The following is a 25,003-nucleotide window of genomic DNA, read 5'->3' on the forward strand; positions in this document are numbered from 1 at the left end:
TAAAAATAGCAAAAAATCAGCGCTCGGCAATCTCGGTTAACGTTTTATAAACAAGGCGGGTAGGTAATCCCATTACATTAAAATAGCAACCTTCAATTTTCTCGATTCCTATATATCCAATCCATTCCTGAATTCCATAGCTTCCCGCTTTGTCAAAGGGTTTGTAAGTTTTAATATAATAGTCAATTTCCTCTTCAGTGAGCGTTTTAAACCAAACCTTTGTAGTGTCGTTTACCGTTATTTGAAACTCTTTGGATGTAAAACAAACCGATGTTATAACCTCGTGAAATTTGCCGCTTAAGCTTTTAAGCATTTCTTTGGCTTCTCGACTATCTTTTGGTTTGCCAAGAGCACTGTTTTCCTTCCAAACAATAGTGTCGCTAGTAATTAAAATATCGTTTGTTTCAAGTGATTTAAATACAGATGCTTTAAGCTGAGAGAGGAAATCTGTGATCTCTTCTCGATTTAAACCTGAATTGTATTTTTCATCAACCTCTTTTACTTGAATGGAATAATCTACATCCAAATCTTTAAAAAAAGCTTGTCTTCGTGGCGAGCCTGAAGCAAGGATGATATTATAGTTTTTTAATTTTTCTTTTAACATTTTTAATTCAAGGTTTCTCTGTGTTGTGGTTTTATAGATGTAGATGATGTTAAGATCACTAATTCAAAATTTAAATTGATTACTCCAAAACTACATATTGAAAAAGCGGAATTGAGCAAATTCCCAAAAACATTACAACTTTTAATACTTTAGAGAGTAATGTGTAATGTTTTACTGTTTTTGCGTCCCAAATCTTAACACAGAAAAAGAGTAGGGGACCTACAATTGCAAAAAGGAAGTAAAGTGATAAAGCTTGATAATTGTAAAGGTATTCGTACATATAATAAATAATCCCTAAAACCATCAAGGCCGCTAATACGAAAACAATTCTACTTGTTCTTTTTCTACCAATAGCAATTGGCAGGGTGTTAATTCCTCCTTTTTTATCACCGTTTATATCTTGTAAATCCTTAACTATTTCACGAATAAAATTAAGTGCTAGCGCAAAAATTGAAAAGTATAGCACAACTTTAAAAACCGCCGATTGTATTTCTTTGTTTTCGATTGTAATTGCAGGTAACAAATCAAAAAGCGTTACAATTATAAGACTCATTGCAACTAAAAAGGAGACTACTAAATTTCCTATTATAATAATTCCCTTTAAATAAGAAGAATACAAATAAAGCAAGGCAGAGAAAACAATGAAAAGCGCAGCAAAACCTGGTTTACCGATGCTGTTAGAGAGATAAAATCCTATTCCTACACCTATAACATTTAGGGCGATAAATAGGTTGTTTGCGGTTTGTTCCGAAATCTTTTTACCGATTAAAACTTTCTGTGGCTTGTTGATTCTATCAATTTCAACATCATAAATATCATTGATAATATTTCCGGCTGCAGCAATGCAAAGTGTTGCTATTACAAGCAAAGAAAAATTGAAATCACTTAGTGTAATATCAACTTCAAAAGGTATAAAAAGCCCATACCTAATAAGTATTTGCACCAAGGCGATAAAAAACAGGTTTTGGTAACGAACTAGCTTAAGGTAATTCAAGAGTTAGATTTTAAATTCAGCAATTTTTTTAGGTGTCAATCTTCAACTTAAATTAATCGTATTTAGCACTAACTTTTTCAGTCACTAACCATTTTCCGTGTACTTTTAGCACTTGCTCAATAACATCTCGAACGCATCCTTTTCCACCGTTTTTATGTGAAACGTATTTAGAGATGTTTTTTATTTCCGGTACTGCATCTTGTGGGCATGAAGGCAAACCAACTTCTTGCATTACTTCATAATCGGGTAAATCGTCACCCATATAAAGAATGTTCTCTTTCTTTAAATTATGAGTTTTTAAGTAGTTTTCTAAAATTTCAGTTTTATTATGAGCTCCAAGAAAAACATCTTTTATTCCTAGATTTTGAAGTCTAACTCTCACGCCTTCATTAGATCCACCAGAAATAACACATACATTAAAACCCTTGTCTACAGCAGTTTTAAGTGCGTAGCCATCTTTCACATTCATTGTGCGAAACATTTCACCTTGGGTGTTAACTTGGATGCTTCCGTCGGTAAGAACACCATCTACGTCAAAAATAAAAGTGTTTATGTTTTTTAAATATTCTTTATAACTCATTTTCTTATTTTTCTGTGAATACTTTGTTTTTTATTTAAAATTATTCTTTAAGGCATCAGTAAAAAGTTCGTAAACTTTTCTATAGTTACTGTCATCCAACAAATTTAAGTGTTTTTCAATGGTTTTAACGTCATTTCGTTTTGCTGGACCTGTTTGTGCCTCTTTTGGGGATAGGGTTTCAATTTTTAATGCTGTTTCCTGAATTAAAGGCTTAAGCAAATCAAATGGAAGTTTTTCCTTATTTAATATATCACCACCTATATGATATAGATAATTGGTAAAATTATTTACAAAAACTGCTGCCAAATGTAGTTTAGCCCTTTCCTCGGAAGAAATTACTGTAACATTTTCAGAAATGGTTTCTCCCAACTTTTGAAGTATTTCCAAATCTGAAGCGTTTTCGGCTTCTATACATATTGGGATATTCTTAAAACTAACTTCTCGTTGTTTCGAAAAGGTTTGTAGTGGATAAAAAATTCCACGTCTGTTGTTTTTAGAAAGTACATTCATAGCAGCACCGCCTGAAGTGTGTACAACCAATTTATTTCGAAGGACCAAGCTTTCAGAGAAAGATGAAATAGCATCGTCTGGAATTCCAATAATATAGACATCGGCTTCTTCAATTTCCGAAATTTTATCAGTAAAAGAAATTGATTGAGAAGAAGAATCTAAGTCGATTTTACTTCTGTTAAAAACTTGTTTTACAGTTGCTTGACTGCTGTTTTTAAAAGCTTTGTATAAGTGGCTGTTTACGTTGCCAAAGCCTAAAAGAATCACATTTATCATAACGCGAAGTTAGCCTTTTTATAAATTTCAAAATTAATTTTATGATTAATTATACACTCCATAAAAAGTTGAATAATAAATTTTAATTTTCTAGTTTCTAGTTTCTAGTTTCTAGTTTCTAGTCTCTAGTCTCTAGTCTCTAGCCTCTAGCCTCTAGTCTCTAGTTTCTAGTCTCTAGTCTCACCTATACACTTTATGCTTGATAATTTTCACTTCACCATCTTGTTCAAGTTGCTTGATGGCTCGAATTACGGTTTCAACGCGTTGACCCGTTAAATCTGCAATTTGCTGTCGAGTCAGTTCTACTTGAAATAATTCCTCGCTTCCATATTTCTTTTTTAGAAAATCTATCAACGTCAAAATGCGATGTTCTGGAGAGTGAACAGATATTTCTTTTAAAATTGTGGCTTTATAGTACAGCCGTTTAGCTAAAGCTTTGGTGAATTTTAAATTGATTTCAGGATTGTGGGTGAGTAATTCAAACAATTTTGTTTTCGACAGTTTGTAATACTCTGTTTGTTTTACTGCTGCCGCTGAAGCGGGATACTTAAAATCTGCAAATAGAGGGGGCTCTGCAAAGCTTTCACCATTGTAAAAAAATCCTTGAACAAATTCCTTCCCGTCATCGTTTACATTAAACATTTTCACTTCTCCAGTTTTTATCTGAAAATAGAAATATGCACGAGTATTTTCGTTTAAAATAATCTCTGAAGCGGCAATGTTTTCTAGTGTTGCTTCATAATCTAATAATAATTCTTCAGGAATCATCTCTTTATGATTTGCCTCATAAAATAAGGCTTGGTTCGCTTTGTAAATTTACTCCAAATTATACAAAACCCTAATATTATGAGACATCTATCTATAAAAGAAATGCAGCACGAATTTTCAAAGGACTATTATATGTATATTCCCTTAACCATCATTCTAAATAGTTGCGTGGGTTCTATCGCGGCGATGGCAATTTTGGCTCAAGGTACAAGTTTGTTGTCGGGAATAGAACTTACTATTGTGGTCTCCCTTTGTATGGGCTATAACGCAGCACTTTTGGCGGGCACAAATAAAAAATTCGCCTTTTGGCTATTAACAGTAAGTATGGTTGTGAACATATTGCTGATTTTGATAACTTTGCTGTAAAAACAATGAAAAAGAAAATTGAATCTCGGGAAGATGTATCTTTACTTGTAAATACTTTTTATTCGAAAGTCAGGAAAAACGAACTTCTCGGACCTATTTTCAATGGAATTATAAAGGATTGGCCTTCACATCTGGAACTACTTACAGATTTTTGGGAGACCAATCTTTTCTTTCAACGAAAATACTTCGGAAACCCAATGCATGCTCACGTTGAAGTTGATAAAAAAGTGGGCGGTACAATCAACGAACTTCATTTTGGAACGTGGATTAATCTATGGCACGAAACCATAAATGAACTTTTTGAAGGCGAAACAGCCGAAATAGCCAAAAATAGAGCTAGAAATATGGGAACATTTCTGAATTTAAATATATTCAATTCTCGAAATAATTAACTTCAATAATTACTGAGTTTAATAGGTAAAAATCAATGTGTTTAACGAAAACATTGAATTAAATTCAAGTATTTATAACATTAAATAAACGTGTGTTTTAGCAGTGTAAGTACTATGTGTTTTTAATAGATTAAATGAACGCAATTACTTATTTTTGCAGCAAAATTTATCGAAATGCAAAAAAAGATTGCTTCCGTCCTTTTCTCTACCAAATTAACAGCAGTTTTATTTATCGTTTACGCCATTGCAATGGCAGCGGGTACATTTATGGATGCAGACTCCCAAAGTCCGCCAACACCATATACTCGTGAGCTTATTTACAATGCCTGGTGGTTTGAAGCTATTATGGTATTGTTTGCCATAAACTTCGTAGGAAATATTTTCAGATATAATCTTCATAAACCTAAAATGTGGGCTACTTTATTGCTTCACGTTTCTCTAATTTTAGTTATAGTTGGAGCTGCGGTAACAAGATATATCGGCTTTGAAGGGGTGATGCATATTCGTGAAGGACAGACAGAAAATTCTATTCTTTCTGAAGAAACTTACCTAGACGTATTTATCGATGGAGATTACATGGTTAATGGTGTAGCGCAACGCCGAAAAGTAAAACCAAAAAAACTTCGTCTTTCTGAAAAGTTAAATAACAACTTCACTATAAACACTGATTATAACGGCAAGGATGTTACAATCAGGTATAAGAATTTCATCAAAGGCGCTAAGCAAGATTTAAGAGAAACTGAAGATGGCGAAGAATATATAAAGATAGTTGAGTCTGGAGATGGAGAACGTCACGAACACTGGGCTAAAGTGGGTGATGTTTCTAATATTCACAACATTCTTTTTGCTATTAATAAACCTACTGATGGGGCGATAAATATTACTTTTTCTGAAGATGGAAATCACACGATTTCTAGTCCATTTGCCGGAAACTTTATGCGAATGGCAGACCAAATGGAAGGGGAGGTTGTAGCCGACAGTGTTCAACCGTTTAATATGCGATCGCTTTACCGTATGGCAGGAACATCATTTGTAATTCCTGATCCAATTACTAAAGGTGAATTTGGAATGGTTAAAGCTCCTGCTGACGAACCTAGCAACCAAGATGCACTTATTCTTGAAGTTTCTACTGATAATGAAACCAAAACAGTAGAGCTACTTGGAGGAAGAGGAACTTCGCCAAATCCAAACGAAGTGCATATCGATGGCTTAAAAGTTTATATGTCTTACGGCTCTGAAAGCATTGAACTTCCATTTTCTATAACACTAAACGATTTTATTGCTGAAAAATATCCTGGAACTGAAAAAGGATATTCTTCATTTATGAGTAAGGTTACTGTTATCAATGAGGATAAAACACATTTTGACGCCGATATCTTTATGAATAACGTACTAGACCATGAAGGTTACCGTTTTTTCCAATCTGGATTCGATCCTGATGAAGGAGGAACAATTCTTTCTGTAAACCACGACTGGTGGGGAACTTGGATTACATACATCGGTTACTTTTTACTGTATGTGGGATTAATGGCAATTCTTTTTACCAAACACAGTCGATTTGGTAAGCTTGAAAAAACGCTTACTAAAATTAAAAAGAAGAAGAAAAACATGATTACTGTTTTGATGCTACTACTTTCTTTTAGTGGTATGGCACAACACAGTGAGCACTCAACGCATAAACCTGTTGATAAAGCAAAGATAGATTCGTTAATCGTTGCTAATGCTGTAAGTAAAGAACACGCAGCCGAATTTGGACACTTGATTATTCAGGACAATGGGCGAATGAAGCCTATCAACACTTTCTCAAGTGAATTATTAAGAAAAATAAGCCGAAGCGACCACTATCAAGGATTGGATGCTAACCAGGTGTTTATTTCGATGACGGAATTTCCTAGACTTTGGGTTGAAGTGCCTTTAATTGCGCTTAAACGCGGAAACGATAGTATCCGTCACGTAGCTGGAGTTTCTGAAGATCAAAAAAATATTTCGCTATTAGATCTTTTTGACGACAAAGGAAATTACAAGTTAGAACCATTTTTAGCGGCTGCAACAAGCACTAATACTCCTAACCAATACCAAAAGGATTTTATAAAAGCTCACGAAAATTTTTCGCTTTTAAACTCAGCCTTAAGTGGAGGGATTTTAAAAATCTTCCCAATTCCAAATGATGAGAGTAAGAAATGGGTTTCATACCCAGAATTGAATGAAGCCAACCTAACAGGAATGGACTCGTTGTATGCTAAAAACATACTTCCGTTGTATTTTGATAGCCTTAAAAAAGCACGTGAAAATGGTGATTACTCCAAATCTGATGAATTATTAGAGAGTATTACCAATTTTCAGAAAAAATACAGCGCAGATATAATGCCTTCTGAAAATAAACTGAGAGCAGAAACTTTTTACAATAAAGTTGATATTTTCAATCGCTTGTACAAATACTTCGCAGTATTTGGAATTATAATGATTGTATTCATTGTAGCTCAGCTTATAAAAGATCGAAAAGTGCTTAGAGTTTTAATAAGATCTACAAAAGTTATTATGTGGGTTTTATTTATAGCAATGACGCTAGGGCTTGCTTTACGCTGGTATGTGAGTGGTCACGCACCTTGGAGTGATGCTTATGAGTCTGTAATTTATGTAGCATGGGCAACAATTTTCTTTGGACTTTCTTTTGGTAACCGAAGTGATTTAACCGTAGCAGCTACATCGTTTGCGGGTGCAATTATTCTATGGGTTGCACACCAGAGTTGGTTAGACCCTTCTATTGCAAACCTACAACCGGTACTTGATAGTTATTGGTTAATGATTCACGTAGCAGTAATTGTAATGAGTTATGGTCCATTTACACTCGGAATGATGCTAGCAGTAGTTTCTATGTTCCTTATGATTTTCACTACCAAGAAAAACTTTAAGCGAATGGAATTAAACATTACCGAGCTTACAGTAGTGACGGAGTTAGCGCTAACTGTTGGATTGGTTCTACTTACCATCGGAAACTTTTTAGGTGGACAGTGGGCTAACGAAAGCTGGGGTAGATACTGGGGCTGGGATCCAAAAGAAACTTGGGCACTTATTAGTATTATGGTTTATGCTTTCGTAATCCACGCTAGGTTAGTACCAGGATTACGCGGAAAATGGACATTCAACATGTTGGCGTTGTTTTCATACGCTTCAATTATGATGACGTATTTCGGAGTAAACTTCTACTTAAGTGGTCTTCACTCTTACGCTAGTGGTGATGCACCTGCAACACCAACGTTTGTATGGTGGATTACTTTATTTGCAGTAGTATTAAGTGCGGTGTCTTACTTTAGATACAAGAAGTTTTATATTAAGAAAAAGAAAAAATCCAAACGAGTTGAATAGAGGTTTGTTGTAAAGAATTGAGGTCATTTCCTAGAAGAAAGAATAAAGATTAAAAATTAGTCGTGTCCGACTAGGATGTAAGACCGCTGCGCTGAAAGATATAAGACGTAAGACTCACTCCTTAATAGGTTGAAATTAGAAAAAGTTGATTAAATATACTTATTAATTTATAAATTTCAATGCCAAATTTAATAGCAAGCGGTCATTTGGTAAAAATGTTTGAATCACTTGTAATTTTTGACACTGCAGAGTTTCTTATTATTTTAGTCGGACACTAATGATTAAAAAACCATCTTAGAAGCAGGATTAAAAAGGAAACAAGAGTCAAGACTTTTTGCGTTATCAATTTAAATTAAAACCTAATAAAGAAACTCAGTGTTTTAAAAGTAATTAAAGCGGTCAATGGTAACAATGGATGTTTAAAGCCTCTGGAAAACAGACTATTTAAATAATAGATGCGGCTAATTCGCTATTCACCATTAACAAATAACTCATAATTTAAAACCCAATCGCTGCATCATCTCCACGGTGGTCTGCACCGCCTTGTAATTTGCCGTTTTCTAATCTTAAAATTGCATCAACTTTTCCAATAATTGGATCAGTTTCGAGGTTTTCAGGATATCCTTTTTGTTTTAACTCCTCAATGATTTCACTAGGGAATCTTTCAAATTCATATCTAACAGCATCTGGTAACCATTGATGATGGAAACGAGGGGCATCAACGGCTTCTTGCATATTCATATTAAACTCATAAACATTTAAAATTGTTTGTGCTACCGAAGTGATAATTGTAGAACCTCCAGGCGTACCAACTACCATAAATAGTTCACCATTTTTTTCAACAATTGTTGGTGTCATAGAGCTTAACATTCGTTTTTGAGGGGCTATAGCATTAGCTTCGCCTCCTACGAGTCCGTACACATTAGGTGCTCCTGGTTTTGCACTAAAATCGTCCATTTCATTGTTTAGGAAAAAGCCTAGTTCACTAGCATAAAGTTTAGAACCATAAGCTGAATTTAATGTTGTAGTAGCCGAAACTGCATTTCCAAAGGAGTCTACAATAGAATAATGTGTGGTTTCTGTACTTTCATACCCCATAATTACTCCTGGTTTTACTTCTGAAGAAGGCGTAGCAGCATCAAAAGAAAAACTTTGCATTCGCTGTGATAAATAGGCGTCATTGAGAAGTGAATCTGTTGGAATTTCTACAAAGTCGGGATCTCCAAGGTAAAAACTTCTGTCGGCATACGCACGACGTTCGGCTTCAGCTAGCACCTGAATGTATTTTGCACTGTTGTGCCCATAGTTAGAAAGTGGAAAGGGTTCAACCATTTTTAAAATTTGTGATAAACAAATTCCACCGCTGGATGGAGGTGCCATCGAAATCACTTTTAAATCTTTATAGTTAAAAACAATTGGCTCACGCCACTGTGATTCGTAGGCTGCCAGATCTTCTAGCGTTATAATTCCTCCTTTTTCATTTAAAAAGGAAACTAATTTTTTAGCTGTTTCTCCTTCATAAAACTCAGAACGTCCATTTTGCGCAATTAACGTTAAGGTGTTTGCTAAAGCTGCGTTTTTAAGTGTGTCACCTTTCTTATATGTTTCAGTAAAAAGATTTTTTTCACCGCTAACTTCTTCAAATATGGTTTTGTAATGTTCCAACCTTTCTGCCTGTTGTTCGGTAATAATATATCCGTTTTTAGCAAGGTCGATAACAGGTTTTAAAATTACTTCCATCGGTAAACTTCCCAACTTTTCGTGTACTGCAAACATTCCTGCTACTGTACCAGGCACGCCCACAGCAAGCGCTCCAACAGAGCTTTTTTCGGGTATAAAGTTTCCTTCTTCGTCTAAATACATGTTTTTTGTAGCGGCAATAGGAGCTTTTTCACGATAGTCTAAAGACCCTATTTCACCGTATTCGCTGCGGTAAACCATAAAGCCACCGCCACCTAAATTACCAGCATAGGGGAAACAAACAGCTAATGCCATTTCGGTAGCAATCATAGCATCAAAAGCATTTCCGCCCATTTTTAGGATTTCTGTGCCAATGCGAGAAGCTTCTTCTCTAGCTGAAACTACCATTGCACTATCAGCTACTACAGCTTCTTTGCTTTCGGTTTTTGGTTTTTCGTAGCTGTTTTGGGTGGTAACTTTTTCTTTGCAGGCAAATAGTAATAAAACAATTAAAATTAATGAGTAATGTTTCATAATTCGATAAGTTTTTGGTTAGAATGTATTATTAATTCATCAAAAAATGAGGTAAATTCAGATTCAAATTCTTCGTAATATTCTTCGAGTTCCACTACTGCTAAGTTCATTTTTGCAATTCCTTTAGTGCGTACATTCATTTGGGCTAGTATTTTTCCTATACCTTCAACAGTGGCGTAGCTCAGCAACCAGTTATCAGCTATCATATACGGCATCATTCGCTGAATTCTAGCGGGAAGTATGGTGAAGTTATTACGAAGCAACTCATAAAATTCTTCAACATATTCATCCAAAGGTTGATCGGAATATTTTTTCCAATTTTTTGCAAGATAATGGTCGTAAAGTATATCTACAATTACACCACTATAATGGCTGTAGTTTTTGTGAAGTCTCTTGGTGCTTTTATGAACAGTGGGGTGAGAATCGGTAAAGGAATCGATCTCGCGATGCAATAAAATACCTTTTGCAATTTTAGGTGGGTATTTAAGGTAACGCTTTCCTTTTATGCCATCTGCAATAAAATTGCCAATTGTAATTTCGTCGTCATCTCCGGAGAGATATATATGTGCTAAAAAATTCATTCAATAAATATATGTATTTTTGATCTGTAAATACTGAAAATTGAAGAGGTTACCCAATTTAGACCCGTTGCGGTTTTTTCTAGCATCCCTTGTGTTGCTGTTTCACTTGCCTCAACTTTCCGCTAACCAGGGACTTCCTTATTTTGATGGGCTTCCTATATTTCATCGTGGTTTGGAGGCCGTTTATATGTTTTTTGTACTTAGCGGGTTTTTAATCATTAGAATTATTTACCGCGCCAAAATTCGGGGTACATTCTCTATTAGAGACTTTTACATTAAAAGAATTCTGCGAATATTTCCATTGTATTATCTAGTTTTAGGTTTTGGATTTTTCTTTTACAATGTGATTTTACCCTATTTAAATATTTCTTTTGAGATAAAATATACGTGGAAGGAAGCTCTATTATATAATATATTCTTTCTACCGAATGTATTCGCAAAAGTTTACGAACCCGGTGGAATTATTGAAATTCTATGGTCAATTGGGATTGAAGAACAGTTTTATTTATTCATAGCCCCTTTACTGTTTTTTATTAAAACCAAATGGATTTTGCCAGTTCTAAGTGCTTTGCTGCTTGGGTATTTCATTCTATACTGGTCAAATGTTTTTGAAGTACTTCGCGATTATACTTTTGTGTTTTTCTACCTTTTCACAGGTGGAGTAATTGCTATACTTGAAGAAAAGAAAATGTTAGAGGTTTTTAAACGTAGAAAATTTTTTCCCCTGCTAGTTTGTTTGGCAACATTGCTGTTTTATTTCACCGATATATTTATGTTTGAACCTTTGTGGCTTCGTTCTTTAATAACCTGTTTGTTGTTCGGATTCTTTGTACATACCTTGGCATTCAACAATCGCGGAGTGGAAATGAATAATAAAATAATTAATCATTTTGGAAGTATTTCGTACGGAATATATATGTATCACGCCATAATTCTAAACGCTGTTGTATTTTTGTTTTTAGAACTAGAAATCCTTCAAAACCTTAATAAAAAATTAACCGTATTTTTGATGCTCCTGCTTACCTTCGCAGGAACTATTTTAATAGCTCATATATCGTATACTTACTTTGAGCTTTACTTTTTAAAATTGAAAAATAAATTTAGAAAATGACTTTAATTAAATCTATATCAGGTATACGCGGAACAATTGGCGGCCTACAGAGTGAAAACTTAACTCCAATCGATGCTGTAAAATACGCAGCTGCATACGGTAGTTGGGTAAAGAAACAACGCAACAAAGAAACACATAGAGTAGTGGTGGGTCGTGATGCCAGGATTTCTGGTGAAATGATTCAGCAATTGGTTATGAACACCTTAGTAGGGATGGGTATAACGGTAATAGACCTAGATCTTTCTACCACTCCTACAGTTGAAATGGCCGTAATGATGGAACACGCCGACGGTGGAATTATACTTACAGCTAGCCACAATCCAAAGCAATGGAATGCTCTTAAATTATTGAACAATAAAGGTGAGTTTTTAAATGCTGCAGCGGGACAAGAAATTCTTGATATTGCTGAAGGAGGAAATATAGAATTTGCAGAAGTTGATGACTTAGGCGAAATTCATAAAAACGATGCCTATATAGATTTACACATCGATGAAATTTTAGATTTACCTCTAGTAAATGTCGATGCTATTAAAGCTTGTAAGTTTAAAGTAGTGGTTGATGGTGTTAATTCAACAGGAGGAATAGCGATACCGTTATTATTAGAAGCTTTAGGAGTAGAGCCAGTAAAATTGTATTGTACTCCAAACGGTCAATTTCCTCACAACCCAGAGCCTTTAAAAGAGCATTTGGGCGATTTGATGAAAATGGTAGTAGATGAAAATGCCGATTTCGGAATTGTAGTAGATCCAGATGTAGATCGTTTAGCTTTTGTTGATGAAAAAGGTGAAATGTTTGGGGAAGAATACACTTTGGTAGCTGTTGCTGATTATGTTTTAAAACATACACCAGGAAACACTGTTAGCAATATGTCTTCGTCTAGAGCCTTACGCGATGTTACCGAAAAACACAACGGAACTTATACGGCTAGTGCAGTTGGGGAGGTGAATGTGGTTGAAATGATGAAAGAAACCAAGGCTGTAATTGGCGGTGAAGGTAATGGTGGAATAATTTATCCAGAATTGCATTACGGTCGTGATAGCTTGGTAGGAGTAGCTTTATTCTTAAGTCATTTGGCGGAACAAAAAATGGCTGTTAGCGAACTTCGTAAAACATACACCTCATATTTTATGAGTAAGAAGAAAATTGAGCTTACTCCAACATTGGATGTAGATGCAATTTTAAAAGCTATGGAAGCCAAGTATGCATCAGAAGATATCAATACCATAGATGGAGTTAAAATTGATTTCCCTGAAAATTGGGTACACTTACGTAAATCCAATACAGAGCCTATTATTAGAATATATACCGAAGCCAAATCGCAAGAAGAAGCAGATAGCTTAGCCGATAAGATTATTGCTGAAATTAAAGCAATAGCTAATATTTAGTAAACATCATAGATTAAATATTAATGGCCCCAGTTGGGGCCATTTTTTTATGAATTTAATTCCCTCAATTCAATATAAAGAAGATTCTTAATCAAGATGAATCGAGCATTTTAAGTTTATTTCTTTGTGAATGGAATAAGCGTAGGCAATTCTTTTTGATAGGTTTCATATTGTTTGCCAAGTGCTTTTTTTAAGTGTTTTCTTAGCCTCCCGAGTTTTCTAAAGTCCATTTCAGGTATTTTTCTTTTAGCTCTTTACCTTTTTCGTTTATTCTAACAATTGTGCTATTGTCTTGATAATTTTTTAGTGTAGTAATCACCACCGGTTCCGGAGCCAATACATACGAAATAGTTTGACTATTTTCAATCTTGACTCCCTATATAGGATAATAACCATCACATTCAGGAATCTTCCATATTATCTCTTTTCCTAATTCTAACCTACTACTATTTTCTGAAATAAGGTACTTACTTATTACCTCTGGCTTAACAATTTCATTAAAAATTTCTTCTAAGGATTTACTATATGCCCTCCCTATTCCAATTTTAAAATCAGCCCTTGTCAGAAAATGTTGAGGGGTAAGTTTCTTTTAATTTATTTCTTCAGGTTATGTTAAATTTCAATATTTGTAGATACAACCAATTTGTATCTATTATGAAATTTACTGCTATATTCCTTTTTATCTTTTTTATTGCTCTTGTAGAAAACACCCATGCACAATATATCAGTGGGGTATATCAAGGGGAACAGACTAGTGGAAATTATGGAGCTAAGGCAGTTAAAACTGTGCCGAATGACGGTTACATTATGGTAGGAAGTAACACGATGAGAATTCCTGAAAACAAAGATGAAGTTTATATTCTTAGAATTTCAGACAGTCTCGAACCAAAATGGTCTAAGACCGTTAAGATAGAAGGAAAGGTGTGGGGAAATTCTGTAGAGCTTACACCAGATGGAGGGTTTATCATTGCTGGAACTTCGGAGGCTAAATTCACTGAAAAAAAATCTATTTATCTGTTGAAGTTAAGTTCCGCTGGAGAAATTGAATGGTCGAAAAATTTGAGTGAAATAGAAGGAAATCAAGAAGGTAATGCAATTAAAGCAACCGAAGATGATGGGTTTGTTATAGTTGGTTCTACTCAAATAGTAGGTGAAGGTAAAAATGTATATATCGTTAAGTTGGACAGTGAGGGAGAGGTTGAGTGGAGTAATAGTATTGGTGGGCTTGGAAATGATATAGCACATGCAGTTGATACCACCTTAGATGGACAAGGAGGCTATATAATAGCTGGAGAAACAGACTCTTTTGATGTAAATCAAGGTTCAGCCGATAGTTATATTGTTAAGTTAGATTCTTTAGGAAATCTTGAATGGTCTACGCTAATTACCCCTTTTCAATGGAGTAAAGCTTATGGCGTAGTTGCTATTCCTGGAGATGGATATGCCGTTGCAGGGAGACTATATCCAAATGGTTATATTGTGAAATTGGATGCCTATGGAAATTTAGAATGGAGCAATAAGTACGTTAATCAAACTCATTATTCAGGCTTTCACGATATTGACTTAATCGGTAATGGCAATTTGGTTGCTAGTGGAGTTGCGTCAGGAGGAGTGAGTTTTTTAATGGTAGAATCTAATGTAAATGGCGACTTTGTACAAGGAAATCAATATTTTGGGCAAGAGAAATTTGCAGCCTTCGCCTCAGCGCCAACCGATGATGGGGGCCTTATTACTGTTGGAACTAAAAATGCTAGATATAACGAGTGGGGGGATCGGGTTTTTTATGTAAAGCAAACACCATCTCTTCTTACTTGCGAATCTTTAATTCCAGTTTATTCTTATGACGATATACCTGGTGTTGCGAGACGTTCGGGAGGAGTTGTAACCAAAGGGGGAGCGAGTTTAACAGATGTGATGTCTATAGAAGGTGAAGGATTCGATATATTTCGTCGTTGTAATTCGTTAGGGAAGTTAGATCACTCTAAATTGGAGTTTTCTATATATCCCAATCCTGCATATGGTTTCTTTTTCATTAATTCAGAAGCTCTAATATACCGAATTGAAATAACAGCCCTAGATGGAAAGAAAATTTATTCGTCCGAAGTGCGGAACCACTCAGTTTCTGTTAGCACGCGAGATTTTTCAGCAGGTATGTATCTCGTAACTATTCATTCAGAAGCTGGAAGCAGCACAAAGAAAGTGATGGTTTCTAAATAAGGCATCGTACTCTCTACTTGTTGTATTTAGAATTTTGTTATTTGTCTGCCGCGTGGAAGTTTCACTTTAACCGAATAATATCTAGAAGTGCTATTTAGTATTATTTTGCTGTTTTCAGATGAATACTAAACCTGTACTTAAAAGCCATGAAAAGTCTAAGCACTACGGTTACTTATGGACTCGATTTGCTATTATCATTATGAAGGAGGATAAATAGAAATATGTATTTGTAATTTTGATGATGTTGATGCACCTAGGCATTAACCATTCCTTCGAAAACCTATTCTACAGGATTTTGAATTTAAATTAGAGCCTTAGATTCTAATATCATTTATTCACATTAAATTATTTCTTGATTTTCGCTAATATTTCTCTAAGTTCTGTTTCTTTCTGCGTTCCGGTTAGAAATTTTTTTCCATTCAGAAGTTCTATAGCTAAACCTCTATTTCCTTTAATGTTGTAGACAGTTCCATATTTTGTACCAAGCCGGATGCCCCATCCACCTACAAATCCGTAATTAACTACTTCAGCACTTTTTACATCTTTCCAATTTACTTTTTTCTTGACAAAGGGGAAGAAACGCATTCGGATTTCATTTTGGTCAATAATAGTTTTTAGTCGCATAAATCAAAACAAAGTAATTAAGCCAAAAATGAAAATAGAAAAAATAATGAGCCCTAAATCGGACATAGGATTATCACCAAATTTTTCCTCGATAATTAATTGTTTATAAATCCCTATAATGGGTAATACTCCAATTCCGATTAAAATTAACCAAAGCCACCATTGTGTGAATTTTTGTTCTTCTTTGAAAACGATCTTCATATTCAATTAACTAATAAGGTTAAAATAAAAACACTTAAGTTTATATAGAATTAAATGTAAGGAATTTTCGAATGAAAATGGGTGCTGTAAACCTTAAACTAACGCAGATAAAGCCTAAAATATTCTATCCAGCTAATTTTAATAAATGTCTTATGATTTTCTTTTTTCCAATTCTTGAACTGCTAATTTCAGAATTTTTATTTGTCCGTAAATATTATTCCACGGTTCAGCATTAATTTGAAAAGTTTCTGTTTTTTTTCCGAAAGAGTTTTTATACTTAACGACAAATCCTTTAAAGTGATCCAATTCAATAATTTCACTAGTTTTTAGTTTTAGTTCTTTTCTACCACCTAAAATGGAATAACTTATTAGGCTTATCTGATCTCCATTAACACCTATTTCAAGTAATATTTTCTGTTCCTTTATTGTTAAGTACATCGGATAAATTAATAATATCAACCAGGTATACCATTCAATTCGCTTAACGGTATTGAATAAATATATAATCAAGCCAACTGTTATAATATTGACCAGTAATCTCCAAAGTATTGATATTTTTAGGTTATGTATTAAATGGTCATTCATATCTAAATTCCTGAGTTTTAATTAGTGCCGAAGTATAGAATAAGGTGCATTTGAAGGATATTATTTGCATTTCTGTATTCCTTTCATTTTTCTAAGTTGCCGTTATTTAAATACTTAACATTATTTGTAAAATTAAAATCTGTTTTGTTATTTTATACGTATCTGTTCAAATCTGTAAAATTAAAATCGGGAAATATCTGCTACATCGAGTATGCCTTTTAAACTTCATAAGTTTGTAATATGAAGTCCATATTGATCAAAATGCCGAATTAAATAAGCTTTTTCTTTTGGGGATTTGAAATAAAACGGAATAGAAAACTCGATGTAATCAGGAAAAAGTTTACCCTTAAAATTAGTAAAAGAAGTTTCCCCATCTCTGAATTTGACTTTGAAACTAATATAGTTTTCTTCTTGCTTTAGCCATATACCTATGTCTTCATTAAACTCTCCTTTTTTAATAACGCCATAATTATATTGATGATTATAATCAACGGCTGTGTAAGTGATTTCTTTCGTGATTTGAGCTTCATTATTCACCCACACAAGAGGTGTAAAAGGAAAGGTCCATGCACCCACATAGGAATAATATCCACTGCTTAGCATTTCAAATGTTTTTTTAAAGAAGTTAGGATGTGAAAGTTTTTCTTCCTCCCAACTACCGGAAATATCTAGCTCGTCCGGCCATAGGTAATGTGCCAATTCGGGAATAAATTTCACACATTCTTGCTTTACTTCTCGTTCTCTTTTTTGCATCCGCAAGGACTTTTCATAATAAGGAGATTCCTTGTCCTTAATAACTGAATAGTCAAATAAACACAAATTCTTTTTTTCTTCTAAACAAGTGAATAAATAACCTCTATGATATTTTGATAATGAGAAGTAGTTTTCCTTGTAAAAATAAAACACAGTAGTTTCAATAAAAGATTCTCTGATACCTGGACCTTTTTTAGTAACTAGTGCAAAGGAATAATCACCAGGCGGAGGAAACTTACCTTTTTCCCAAGTGGCTGGAGCGGTTAAAACAAAACTTCGTCTATTTTCTTGAAAGGGAGCTACAAACTTATTTTCCTCCTTTTTTGAGTTAGCCCAGAAACCACATTCCTCCCATATTTCATGCATGGCTTTAATATCTTCGGGCTTGTCAGAATCCTTCAAAATACGCAGTAAATCGTATATATGGTTAGATTTTTTTAGCTCGTATATTGTTGTTTTTGCCATTATTGGATGATTGGATTTGTTAAAGTCTTGGCTTTAGACCAAATCTGTTTACCTTTCTTAAACCGTTCTTTGTATGATTGGTGGCTTGTTGATATAACCAATTTAACAAAAAAATCACAAATAGACATGAGTGAAGTGCACTGTGGAAAATAAAACCATGTGCCGTTACCTATCGGGATTGGTAAGTAGGTGAGAACTAGCCATTAATTATACACATCTTAAGTTTGATTTTCTCTAAATCAGTTAACTTAGTGTTTTAGCTGTTTTTTTATTCCAGGCTATATATCCGAATAGACCAATGGCAACTATAATCATAATTGTTACTCCTAATTTTAATCCAAAAATTGGGTTGTCATAAAATCTGTCATTAAAAAATCTAGTACTGAAAATTAACATTGATGTTGGTATAAAGGCTAAGCTAATTAAAATTGCCAAATATTTTGGATTTGAATACTTTGTTAATGTGGAATAAAGAATTGGTGCAATATGGATTTCCGAAATGCCCATAAAAAGGATTGATAACAAATAGAGGACCATATGTTTTTCAGTAAAAACGTCTGGAATTGACATTAAAACAATAAGTGAAATAGCACCAAAAATAAAACCCAAAATTAATTTGAAGAATTGCGAAGTATAGAAATATGTCCATCCTATTATTGCAATTATACCTATTGGCAAAATGAGGAGGGAATTAATTGAGTGCCAATCATTTTTAAATATTTCAATGGTAATAACATCTCTAAATTGAACTTGTAAGTCTATAATCCTATAATACGAGATTTCATAAATTGCCCAGAAAAGTCCAACTACCATCAGAACGATGGAAATATTTAAAATTCTTTTCTTAATAGTTAAATCGTGCTTAAATTCTTTTTCTACAACTTTTTCTTTGGTTCTAAGTATAGGAATTAAGGAGGATAACATTAATAAGCCACCGATTATAAAAGCATAATTATATCCGTATTTTTCTCCTATTAAGCCAATTAATAAAGTGCCAAGAAATGCCCCTAAATTTGTTGCCAAATAAAAAATCGAAAAACCCGAATCCAATTGTTTCTTATTGTTTAGATATGATTTCCCAAAATTTGAGATAATATTTGGTGTGTAAAATCCGTTGCCAATAACTATCAAAAATAACCCAAGATATAATCCTAATGTTGATGGAATACAAAGACAAAAAGCCCCAATTGCCTGAATCATTCCTCCTATAAACAAAGCTTTTTTATTTCCAATAACCAGGTCCCCAAGAATGGCTCCAATAATTTTTGAAAGCATAAGGGAACCCGTGAACAACCCATAAATGCTTAACGCTTCTGTACTATTCATTTTTAGGACTTCTCCAGTCATATATATAATAATCAGTAATCTTAAACCATAGTAAGATGCTCTTTCCAAAATCAACGATATACTGTAGTACAAAGTTTCTATGGAATGTTTTTGTATTCGAATTCTTTCCATTCAGAGTTTTTTGTTGATAAATTCCGTGTTTGTATCTGGATTGTTACGTTTTTTAAGCTAGTAATTTAGGAAATACAAACCATTTAAAAATGAACAAAGTGAACTATAAGAAGTGAAAATCCATGTGCCGTTAGTTATCGGGATTGGTAAGTAGGTGAGAACTAGCCATTAATTATACAGGGTATTGTAGTACGTTATTCATTCACTATTCGTTCTTGTAATTTGGAATGAGCCTTTCTTCCCTGCTAAATTCTTTTATAATGGTTAGCAATTTTCTCACCTTGATCAATAGTTTTATTTAATTCCCAATAAACACTATTCAATGAAGAAGGGCTTTAGATAATAGTCAAGTTAGTAGTTTAACAAAAAGTCTATTGGATATTAGTTAAAAGTATAATTATATGATGTTTTATTAGATGGAAAGGTTTTAGTATATGTAATTTTGTGAAATACCCTTTTTAACCCCTAAAAATTAATATCATGAAAAATACTTTACTCTTTTTTTTATTTATGCTTTTTGCATTTAAGGTTAGCGCCCAACTGCCAAAAGTTGCTTATATATATGCTGAAGCAGGTCCTGATGCTGCGCAGGCATGTGAAGACCTTGCGACTGACTTATTTGCCACAGGGCATTTCGAGATAGTAGACACATACAATGCTAGCGATAATATTGGAAATCAACCATCATTAGCACAAATAATGACCTATGATGCAGTTCTTATTCAAGGAAATTCTTCTTTTGCAGATGCTGTAGCTCTCGGTGATGATATGGCGGCCTTTGCTGCTTCTGGAGGAGGAGTTATACTTGCTTCTTATACCTTGGATGATTATGGTACACTTTTTAATTCGAAGTTACTAGGGGAATGGCAAAATGGAGGAGAATGGCATATTGTATTAAATCAACCTCTAGATTTTTTATTTACAGTTTGTGGTGATGGTATTGGGACAATATACGAAGCTGACCATCCTGTTGTAGCACATGCAAGTGAACTAGAATTCTCCGATTATCATGCAGGTGCATTTCCTTTAAACCCTCTTGTAACAGCGGATGCAGTACGTTTGTTAGATAGTGCTACCGGCAACCCAATTGCTTATGCTTCAACAACTTTACCTAACAGGCTTGACCTCGGTATTTTTATGAGAAAACCTGCCGGATGTAGCTGGGATGGAATTTTTAATGTATCAAACTTTCTTGCAGATGCTTTTTACTATGTAATAGGTGAGGGGTTAAGTGTTAACGACAACAATATCGAGGATTTTACTTTTTCTCCCAATCCAGTAAATGATAAAATCGATCTTTTATCAGTAGAAAAAATCAATAACGTAGAGATTTACTCCGTATTAGGTAATAGGGTTTTTGAACAAAGTAATATGTCTACAGCATCGGCACAACTAGACCTTTCTAACTTGGTCGCTGGAATATATTTAATGAAAATTACTGTAAACGGACAAATTGGTACTTACAAGATTATTAAGAATTAACAGTAAGTCGATACTATTTTAGGTCACTAGTATCTGATTAAGATTTTTTAAAAGCGGGATTTTCTTTTAAGGATTCCCGCTTTGGTTTTTATTTTCATTTTAAGGTTGAAAATTTAAATTTCATATCAGATGATTTAAAGAATGAATAAGTGTATATGATTATCTACCTGGAATTTAAAATGTCATTTTTACACCTATTAATTTTAAATATAAAATCACGATTTAAATGCTCCGAAACTTGCCTCGAAATCAATTCGTTTTTTTCTTTTAATTCTTAATGAGCTTGCCTAGAGGTAGTTTGCAAATTCAAAAATTATATTCCATTCTTCATCAGATTAAAAGTATTTTATCGGTTTCTTCTTAATTAACCACAACGGAAAAGGAGAAGTGACTAAATATTACTAAATTCTAAATTACCCCATAACCCAGATTTTTACAAGTACGATGTTAGGCAATGCTATTTTTATAATCTGCCAAAACACTTAATTGCTCCGTGTTCCCTGTTTTAATTTGATGGTCTCTGTCAAATTGAATTTCATTTTTTAATTGTATTGCTCTAGGGATTATGTTTTTAAATCTAACCGGTGGTATATTCAAGCTATTACGAGTCTCTTTATCAATAAGATAATTGGCGATGCTTCGGTGGATATAGCCCATATTCCTCTTAACGATATCCAGTTTTAATAGACTGATGGGCGTATTCTCATCCAAAAGTGAATTGGTCAGTATCATAGAATCTTCGTCGGGAGCGTTCTGATACTGTGTCCAAAATTTAAAGAAACCCAAAGCCTCCTCCTTATTATTTGGGATAATGTCCAAAGGTACCCCCAAGAGATAGGTTACATATTTCCACAAGTGGAATATTCCTTTTTCTTCCTCTTGGGAATATTTAAAATTGAGCTTTTTCAGACCAAAAAGATAGTAAACAGTAAAGGCAATATTAGTGGCTACCATATCAGCATAATTGATGGCGATACCATACTTCTCCCGATCCCAGTGCGGCATTTTTTCCTGAATCATTAACCGAGAAGCACTATGCACCAACCTCGTGCTCAAACACGCATTGAGGCGCCTGTTTTGGGAGTCTGCTGCCGTTCTTGAGACATTCACCCAAAAGTTTAGAGTATTATGAAGGCGGGTAACTGCACCTTTATCCAAAGAGCCTGTCGCAACAAGAGGTTTTGTAAGGTTTGCAAAATTATATCCGCCCAACAGAGCAAAGTTTCTTAAAACCAAAAGTCCTATTAAACCGCTTCGTTCAGATAATTCTGAACCTACTTTTATTAGTTTTTCATCTAACCAATCTGGTTTTTTTTCTAAGTTTTTCTTAAAATCGAGGTAATCTTGTGGTAGATTTTCGTCTGTGCCACTGTGTAAGGATTTCATAATGGTTTTGAAATCGTTATTTTTCATCCACTTTTTAACCAAAACATCTACTTCTTCATCATATTGATAGAAAAGATTTGAGTTATTTTGACTTGTAGGCACATCTTTTCCCGCCCATTCTATGAAATTTTTCCCATTGCCATCTTTCCAAAAATTCACATTTGTATTATTTAACTTCATTGTCATACGGTTTTTCTATACTATCGTTTAACCATTACACACGGCTTATTTTTGATTTTTAAAATTACTTAAATAAAATATAATAGCTAATACTGCCATTGAACCAAAAGCGATATGAAATGCGTAAGTCAAATTAAATTGACTAATTATCAATGCAATAATCAATGGGGAAACAAACTGACAGAAAAACAACATAGACGACATGGTGCCTATTATTTTTCCTCTATTTGAAACAGGAACATGTTTTATGAGCCATACATTGCCGTTTGGAAGCAATAGTCCAATTCCAAGACTCGAAATGGTTAAGCCTGAGATTATGCCAAAATAGCTTTTATTAAATGCCATTATAAAATAACCAATGGCCATTAATAAGAAGGCAAGACTAAAAAGTGATTTGAATGGGATTTGCTTTTTTATTTCTCCGTTCCTAGGCGATTGCATCGCGTGGTCTCTAAAGCTTTAATGTAGTAATATTTTAATTATTATTTTTTCTTTATTCGATATCCGCTATTGCCTTTCTGTATTTAGGTCGGGTAGCTGGGCTTTTTATTGAACTGTAGGAGAGGACTCGTGCGGTAGCGGGGTAATTTGACATTAAAATTATCTTATTTTTTTACTCAATTTTTTCATTTTGAATGATAATTCAACTAAATCGGTTAGAAGCATATGAACAGCATCTTCACTTAAAACGCCGCGTTTAAGATCTTGAGGGACCTCCCCCCTCTTCTCAGCCATAACATCTTTCATATATTGAGATTCATAATATTTCTTTAATATCTCTAAATCTTCCAAAGATTCGGCAAGTTCATTCATTGCTTTATCAGATTTTTCAACGACGATTGTGAGTTCGTCTAATATGTTTTCCATTTTTGTAATACGGTCTATTATATTATTCATAGGTAGATGTTTTTTAATTTTTATTTTTATTTCACAAATCTGTGATTTTAAATTTGTTAAGTTATAGAATGCGCAGGTTTTTTTGGTAATGACTTATCCTAAAATATGGCTACAGGTTAAATTAGCAATTATTTTCGGTTTGACACAGACTAAAGCAATTACAATTAGATTCTAGCCTGCCCTGAGCGCAGTCGATTGGTAGTCGAATCTGCCGACACGAGTGTAACGAACTGGCAAAGCAAATTGCGGTTATAGCTTGTTAGGGAACGTTTTTATCCACGTGTTGCTTTATTTCGCTCAGTTCTTTCTCTTTATTTTCTTTTTCTTCTTCGATATCAAAATCATTTTGAAGACCGAGCCAGAATTTTGCAGAATTCCCAAAATATTTGCTTAATCGTAAAGCTGTGCCAGCCGTAATTCTTCGGTTTCCTTTAATAATTTACGAAATTCTGGTTTGAGGTATTTTCAAGTCTTTGGAAAGTCGGTATGCGGTGATTTCCAACGGCTCAAGAAATTCGTAATTCAAGATTTGTCCAGGATGTACATTTGCTAACTTTTCCATTTTTATATTTTTTAATGATAATCAATTACCTGCTCGTCCGGCAGGCGGGTTTGCACTTCGTTTGCGTTTCCTTTATCCCAAATGAAAATAATCCGCCATTGTTTATAAATTCGAATACTGTAAAATTTGCTTAATTTTCCGGTCAGTTTTTCCAGTTGGTTGGATGGTGGAATTCTCTTATCGGAAATATCTTGCGATTTGTTCAATGTTCTTAATTTCCTCCGTCCAACGTTTTGAATATCAATCGGCATTTTCTTAACTCGGATTCCGTCCCAAATTTGTTCGGTTTCTTTTGAACCAAAGGATAATATCATATCTTTTTACGTTACTTACGTCAAAGGTGAGTATATTTTTGAATGTTTGCAGAATTTTTCTTCAAATGTGTACAAGTTTAGCGGCTATATGTCAGTTGCCAATCAAGGCGCACTGAGTTCTCTCGGCCATGATAAATATTATTCGTGAAAAAGAACTTCCGGCATGAATATATTTGGCAATTGCATTTATTCGCTGTTGTGTGCCGTTCAGTATTCTGTCAAGATCAGATTTTACTTTTATACCGTTCACAATCACATTTGTTTATTTTCGGCTTACGCTTATGTACGGGAACAATATGGTAGACTCATTAACTACTTGAGCAAAGGGCAGAAATTTTTTCAATTTCTTGTTTAGATTATTAATGAACATATTCATTTCTCTCACAATCAATTCATCATCTAGACCCGCTTGATGCACAAATCCATCCCGATTTAAAATAGACATGCCATGATAATTAATTTTTATCAGTTCATTATCGAGTGCTATTTCTATCATTCTCATTGTTATACGAAAACTGTCACTGCTTTGAATGGTTGCAGGCAAGAAAGTTTCCCCCCTAGACGCATTCTCCACTTTTTTATATGCTGCTCTAATTTCTATAGCGGGGTTATTTGTTGCGTCATTATATAACCTACTTATTAAAACTGTAGGATTACCTATTTCGGTTTCAGGTATTTTTCTAGACAACCAATCATTCAGCATTTTTATTAAACTTCCTCTCATTATATATA

At 34.1% G+C, this 25,003-nt stretch carries 24 protein-coding genes and 1 pseudogene; 7 read left to right on the forward strand and 18 right to left on the reverse strand.

Translation table 11 applies throughout. From position 1 onward, the window contains the following. Nucleotides 1-16: 16 nt before the first annotated feature. The 5 genes from H4O20_RS12395 to H4O20_RS12415 all read right to left on the reverse strand — a co-directional run bounded on the left by H4O20_RS12395 (nucleotide 17) and on the right by H4O20_RS12415 (nucleotide 3,732). Entirely contained in the window at nucleotides 17-604 is a 588-nt protein-coding gene (locus H4O20_RS12395; protein ID WP_185099446.1) for a Maf-like protein, read from the reverse strand. Nucleotides 605-683: 79 nt separating this feature from the next. Next, nucleotides 684-1,598 carry a geranylgeranylglycerol-phosphate geranylgeranyltransferase gene (locus H4O20_RS12400; RefSeq protein WP_185099447.1) on the reverse strand — a complete coding sequence of 305 codons (915 nt, stop codon included), beginning with the start codon at nucleotides 1,596-1,598 and terminating at the stop codon, nucleotides 684-686. A 52-nt stretch (nucleotides 1,599-1,650) separates the two neighbouring features. Beyond that, nucleotides 1,651-2,178: an HAD family hydrolase gene (locus H4O20_RS12405; protein WP_185099448.1), complete on the reverse strand. Its 528-nt coding sequence runs from the start codon at nucleotides 2,176-2,178 to the stop codon at nucleotides 1,651-1,653. A gap of 30 nt (nucleotides 2,179-2,208) precedes the next feature. Next, on the reverse strand, nucleotides 2,209-2,964 hold the full coding sequence (locus tag H4O20_RS12410) for a Rossmann-like and DUF2520 domain-containing protein (RefSeq protein ID WP_185099449.1): 756 nt from the start codon (nucleotides 2,962-2,964) through the stop codon (nucleotides 2,209-2,211). A gap of 180 nt (nucleotides 2,965-3,144) precedes the next feature. Then, nucleotides 3,145-3,732: a Crp/Fnr family transcriptional regulator gene (locus tag H4O20_RS12415; protein WP_185099450.1), complete on the reverse strand. Its 588-nt coding sequence runs from the start codon at nucleotides 3,730-3,732 to the stop codon at nucleotides 3,145-3,147. A 78-nt stretch (nucleotides 3,733-3,810) separates the two neighbouring features. Between H4O20_RS12415 and H4O20_RS12420 the strand changes: the two genes are divergently transcribed. The 3 genes from H4O20_RS12420 (at nucleotide 3,811) to ccsA (ending at nucleotide 7,856) form a co-directional block, all read left to right on the forward strand. Further along, nucleotides 3,811-4,098, forward strand: coding sequence for a hypothetical protein (locus tag H4O20_RS12420; RefSeq protein ID WP_237608678.1), 288 nt, complete (start codon nucleotides 3,811-3,813; stop codon nucleotides 4,096-4,098). 5 nt (nucleotides 4,099-4,103) lie between these two features. Beyond that, nucleotides 4,104-4,490: a group III truncated hemoglobin gene (locus tag H4O20_RS12425; RefSeq protein WP_165148702.1), complete on the forward strand. Its 387-nt coding sequence runs from the start codon at nucleotides 4,104-4,106 to the stop codon at nucleotides 4,488-4,490. Nucleotides 4,491-4,664: 174 nt separating this feature from the next. Next, on the forward strand, nucleotides 4,665-7,856 hold the full coding sequence (gene ccsA / locus H4O20_RS12430; RefSeq protein ID WP_185099451.1) for a cytochrome c biogenesis protein CcsA: 3,192 nt from the start codon (nucleotides 4,665-4,667) through the stop codon (nucleotides 7,854-7,856). A 498-nt stretch (nucleotides 7,857-8,354) separates the two neighbouring features. On the opposite strand, the gene ggt is transcribed toward ccsA, so the two are convergent. Both ggt and H4O20_RS12440 read right to left on the reverse strand, forming a co-directional pair. Further along, nucleotides 8,355-10,070 carry a gamma-glutamyltransferase gene (ggt, locus tag H4O20_RS12435; RefSeq protein ID WP_185099452.1) on the reverse strand — a complete coding sequence of 572 codons (1,716 nt, stop codon included), beginning with the start codon at nucleotides 10,068-10,070 and terminating at the stop codon, nucleotides 8,355-8,357. After that, nucleotides 10,067-10,651, reverse strand: coding sequence for an ACP phosphodiesterase (locus H4O20_RS12440; protein WP_185099453.1), 585 nt, complete (start codon nucleotides 10,649-10,651; stop codon nucleotides 10,067-10,069). The genes ggt and H4O20_RS12440 overlap by 4 nt, the downstream gene beginning before the upstream one ends. A gap of 40 nt (nucleotides 10,652-10,691) precedes the next feature. On the opposite strand from H4O20_RS12440, the gene H4O20_RS12445 reads away from it, so the two are divergent. The 3 genes from H4O20_RS12445 (at nucleotide 10,692) to H4O20_RS12455 (ending at nucleotide 15,364) form a co-directional block, all read left to right on the forward strand. Then, nucleotides 10,692-11,762 (forward strand): acyltransferase, encoded by a 1,071-nt coding sequence (locus H4O20_RS12445; RefSeq protein ID WP_185099454.1) that lies wholly within the window; start codon nucleotides 10,692-10,694, stop codon nucleotides 11,760-11,762. Continuing rightward, nucleotides 11,759-13,147, forward strand: coding sequence for a phosphoglucosamine mutase (gene glmM / locus H4O20_RS12450; protein ID WP_139856386.1), 1,389 nt, complete (start codon nucleotides 11,759-11,761; stop codon nucleotides 13,145-13,147). Before H4O20_RS12445 ends, glmM begins: the two co-directional genes overlap by 4 nt. A 654-nt stretch (nucleotides 13,148-13,801) precedes the next feature. Next, on the forward strand, nucleotides 13,802-15,364 hold the full coding sequence (locus tag H4O20_RS12455; protein WP_185099455.1) for a T9SS type A sorting domain-containing protein: 1,563 nt from the start codon (nucleotides 13,802-13,804) through the stop codon (nucleotides 15,362-15,364). Nucleotides 15,365-15,709: 345 nt separating this feature from the next. On the opposite strand, the gene H4O20_RS15185 is transcribed toward H4O20_RS12455, so the two are convergent. The 5 genes from H4O20_RS15185 to H4O20_RS12475 form a co-directional block, all read right to left on the reverse strand. Beyond that, nucleotides 15,710-15,988, reverse strand: a complete 279-nt coding sequence (locus H4O20_RS15185; RefSeq protein ID WP_260402680.1) for a hypothetical protein — start codon at nucleotides 15,986-15,988, stop codon at nucleotides 15,710-15,712. A gap of 3 nt (nucleotides 15,989-15,991) precedes the next feature. After that, nucleotides 15,992-16,189, reverse strand: coding sequence for a phosphoethanolamine transferase domain-containing protein (locus H4O20_RS15190; protein WP_260402681.1), 198 nt, complete (start codon nucleotides 16,187-16,189; stop codon nucleotides 15,992-15,994). Between the two features lie 150 nt (nucleotides 16,190-16,339). Then, nucleotides 16,340-16,774, reverse strand: a complete 435-nt coding sequence (locus tag H4O20_RS12465) for a hypothetical protein (protein WP_139856384.1) — start codon at nucleotides 16,772-16,774, stop codon at nucleotides 16,340-16,342. A gap of 225 nt (nucleotides 16,775-16,999) precedes the next feature. Further along, a complete protein-coding gene (locus H4O20_RS12470; protein ID WP_185099456.1) occupies nucleotides 17,000-17,992 on the reverse strand; it encodes a hypothetical protein in 993 nt (330 codons plus the stop codon). 243 nt (nucleotides 17,993-18,235) lie between these two features. Beyond that, entirely contained in the window at nucleotides 18,236-19,450 is a 1,215-nt protein-coding gene (locus H4O20_RS12475; protein ID WP_185099457.1) for an MFS transporter, read from the reverse strand. A 480-nt stretch (nucleotides 19,451-19,930) separates the two neighbouring features. Here H4O20_RS12475 and H4O20_RS12480 point away from each other — a divergent pair, with 480 nt between their 5' ends. Continuing rightward, nucleotides 19,931-20,932, forward strand: a complete 1,002-nt coding sequence (locus H4O20_RS12480; RefSeq protein ID WP_139856381.1) for a T9SS type A sorting domain-containing protein — start codon at nucleotides 19,931-19,933, stop codon at nucleotides 20,930-20,932. 447 nt (nucleotides 20,933-21,379) lie between these two features. Here the strand turns inward: H4O20_RS12480 and H4O20_RS12485 are convergent, their stop codons facing one another. The 6 genes and pseudogenes from H4O20_RS12485 to H4O20_RS12510 form a co-directional block, all read right to left on the reverse strand. Next, complete coding sequence (locus H4O20_RS12485) at nucleotides 21,380-22,498, reverse strand: oxygenase MpaB family protein (RefSeq protein WP_158319143.1); 1,119 nt, start codon at nucleotides 22,496-22,498, stop codon at nucleotides 21,380-21,382. A 45-nt stretch (nucleotides 22,499-22,543) separates the two neighbouring features. Beyond that, a complete protein-coding gene (locus H4O20_RS12490) occupies nucleotides 22,544-22,939 on the reverse strand; it encodes an MFS transporter (protein WP_260402683.1) in 396 nt (131 codons plus the stop codon). Between the two features lie 159 nt (nucleotides 22,940-23,098). Then, the gene (locus tag H4O20_RS12495; protein WP_185099459.1) at nucleotides 23,099-23,365 is read right to left on the reverse strand and encodes a DUF4298 domain-containing protein; all 267 of its coding nucleotides are present in this window, start codon (nucleotides 23,363-23,365) and stop codon (nucleotides 23,099-23,101) included. Nucleotides 23,366-23,654: 289 nt separating this feature from the next. After that, nucleotides 23,655-23,957: pseudogene (locus tag H4O20_RS12500) on the reverse strand (HigA family addiction module antitoxin). Between the two features lie 11 nt (nucleotides 23,958-23,968). Next, the gene (locus H4O20_RS12505; RefSeq protein ID WP_185099460.1) at nucleotides 23,969-24,271 is read right to left on the reverse strand and encodes a type II toxin-antitoxin system RelE/ParE family toxin; all 303 of its coding nucleotides are present in this window, start codon (nucleotides 24,269-24,271) and stop codon (nucleotides 23,969-23,971) included. 262 nt (nucleotides 24,272-24,533) lie between these two features. Further along, on the reverse strand, nucleotides 24,534-24,995 hold the full coding sequence (locus tag H4O20_RS12510) for a hypothetical protein (RefSeq protein WP_185099461.1): 462 nt from the start codon (nucleotides 24,993-24,995) through the stop codon (nucleotides 24,534-24,536). Nucleotides 24,996-25,003: the final 8 nt, after the last annotated feature.

The organism is Aequorivita sp. 609 (assembly GCF_014212065.1).
GTDB classification, from domain to species: Bacteria; Bacteroidota; Bacteroidia; order Flavobacteriales; family Flavobacteriaceae; genus Aequorivita; species Aequorivita sinensis.

What these genes read in the sequence shown, in the direction of transcription:
- H4O20_RS12395 (WP_185099446.1), bottom strand. Translation starts at nt 604, where the DNA reads ATGTTAAAAGAAAAATTAAAAAACTATAATATCATCCTTGCTTCAGGC.
- H4O20_RS12405 (WP_185099448.1), bottom strand. Translation starts at nt 2,178, where the DNA reads ATGAGTTATAAAGAATATTTAAAAAACATAAACACTTTTATTTTTGAC.
- H4O20_RS12410 (WP_185099449.1), bottom strand. Translation starts at nt 2,964, where the DNA reads ATGATAAATGTGATTCTTTTAGGCTTTGGCAACGTAAACAGCCACTTA.
- H4O20_RS12415 (WP_185099450.1), bottom strand. Translation starts at nt 3,732, where the DNA reads ATGATTCCTGAAGAATTATTATTAGATTATGAAGCAACACTAGAAAAC.
- H4O20_RS12420 (WP_237608678.1), top strand. Translation starts at nt 3,811, where the DNA reads ATGAGACATCTATCTATAAAAGAAATGCAGCACGAATTTTCAAAGGAC.
- H4O20_RS12425 (WP_165148702.1), top strand. Translation starts at nt 4,104, where the DNA reads ATGAAAAAGAAAATTGAATCTCGGGAAGATGTATCTTTACTTGTAAAT.
- ccsA (WP_185099451.1), top strand. Translation starts at nt 4,665, where the DNA reads ATGCAAAAAAAGATTGCTTCCGTCCTTTTCTCTACCAAATTAACAGCA.
- ggt (WP_185099452.1), bottom strand. Translation starts at nt 10,070, where the DNA reads ATGAAACATTACTCATTAATTTTAATTGTTTTATTACTATTTGCCTGC.
- H4O20_RS12440 (WP_185099453.1), bottom strand. Translation starts at nt 10,651, where the DNA reads ATGAATTTTTTAGCACATATATATCTCTCCGGAGATGACGACGAAATT.
- glmM (WP_139856386.1), top strand. Translation starts at nt 11,759, where the DNA reads ATGACTTTAATTAAATCTATATCAGGTATACGCGGAACAATTGGCGGC.
- H4O20_RS12455 (WP_185099455.1), top strand. Translation starts at nt 13,802, where the DNA reads ATGAAATTTACTGCTATATTCCTTTTTATCTTTTTTATTGCTCTTGTA.
- H4O20_RS15185 (WP_260402680.1), bottom strand. Translation starts at nt 15,988, where the DNA reads ATGCGACTAAAAACTATTATTGACCAAAATGAAATCCGAATGCGTTTC.
- H4O20_RS15190 (WP_260402681.1), bottom strand. Translation starts at nt 16,189, where the DNA reads ATGAAGATCGTTTTCAAAGAAGAACAAAAATTCACACAATGGTGGCTT.
- H4O20_RS12465 (WP_139856384.1), bottom strand. Translation starts at nt 16,774, where the DNA reads ATGAATGACCATTTAATACATAACCTAAAAATATCAATACTTTGGAGA.
- H4O20_RS12470 (WP_185099456.1), bottom strand. Translation starts at nt 17,992, where the DNA reads ATGGCAAAAACAACAATATACGAGCTAAAAAAATCTAACCATATATAC.
- H4O20_RS12475 (WP_185099457.1), bottom strand. Translation starts at nt 19,450, where the DNA reads ATGGAAAGAATTCGAATACAAAAACATTCCATAGAAACTTTGTACTAC.
- H4O20_RS12480 (WP_139856381.1), top strand. Translation starts at nt 19,931, where the DNA reads ATGAAAAATACTTTACTCTTTTTTTTATTTATGCTTTTTGCATTTAAG.
- H4O20_RS12485 (WP_158319143.1), bottom strand. Translation starts at nt 22,498, where the DNA reads ATGAAGTTAAATAATACAAATGTGAATTTTTGGAAAGATGGCAATGGG.
- H4O20_RS12490 (WP_260402683.1), bottom strand. Translation starts at nt 22,939, where the DNA reads ATGCAATCGCCTAGGAACGGAGAAATAAAAAAGCAAATCCCATTCAAA.
- H4O20_RS12495 (WP_185099459.1), bottom strand. Translation starts at nt 23,365, where the DNA reads ATGGAAAACATATTAGACGAACTCACAATCGTCGTTGAAAAATCTGAT.
- H4O20_RS12505 (WP_185099460.1), bottom strand. Translation starts at nt 24,271, where the DNA reads ATGATATTATCCTTTGGTTCAAAAGAAACCGAACAAATTTGGGACGGA.
- H4O20_RS12510 (WP_185099461.1), bottom strand. Translation starts at nt 24,995, where the DNA reads ATGAGAGGAAGTTTAATAAAAATGCTGAATGATTGGTTGTCTAGAAAA.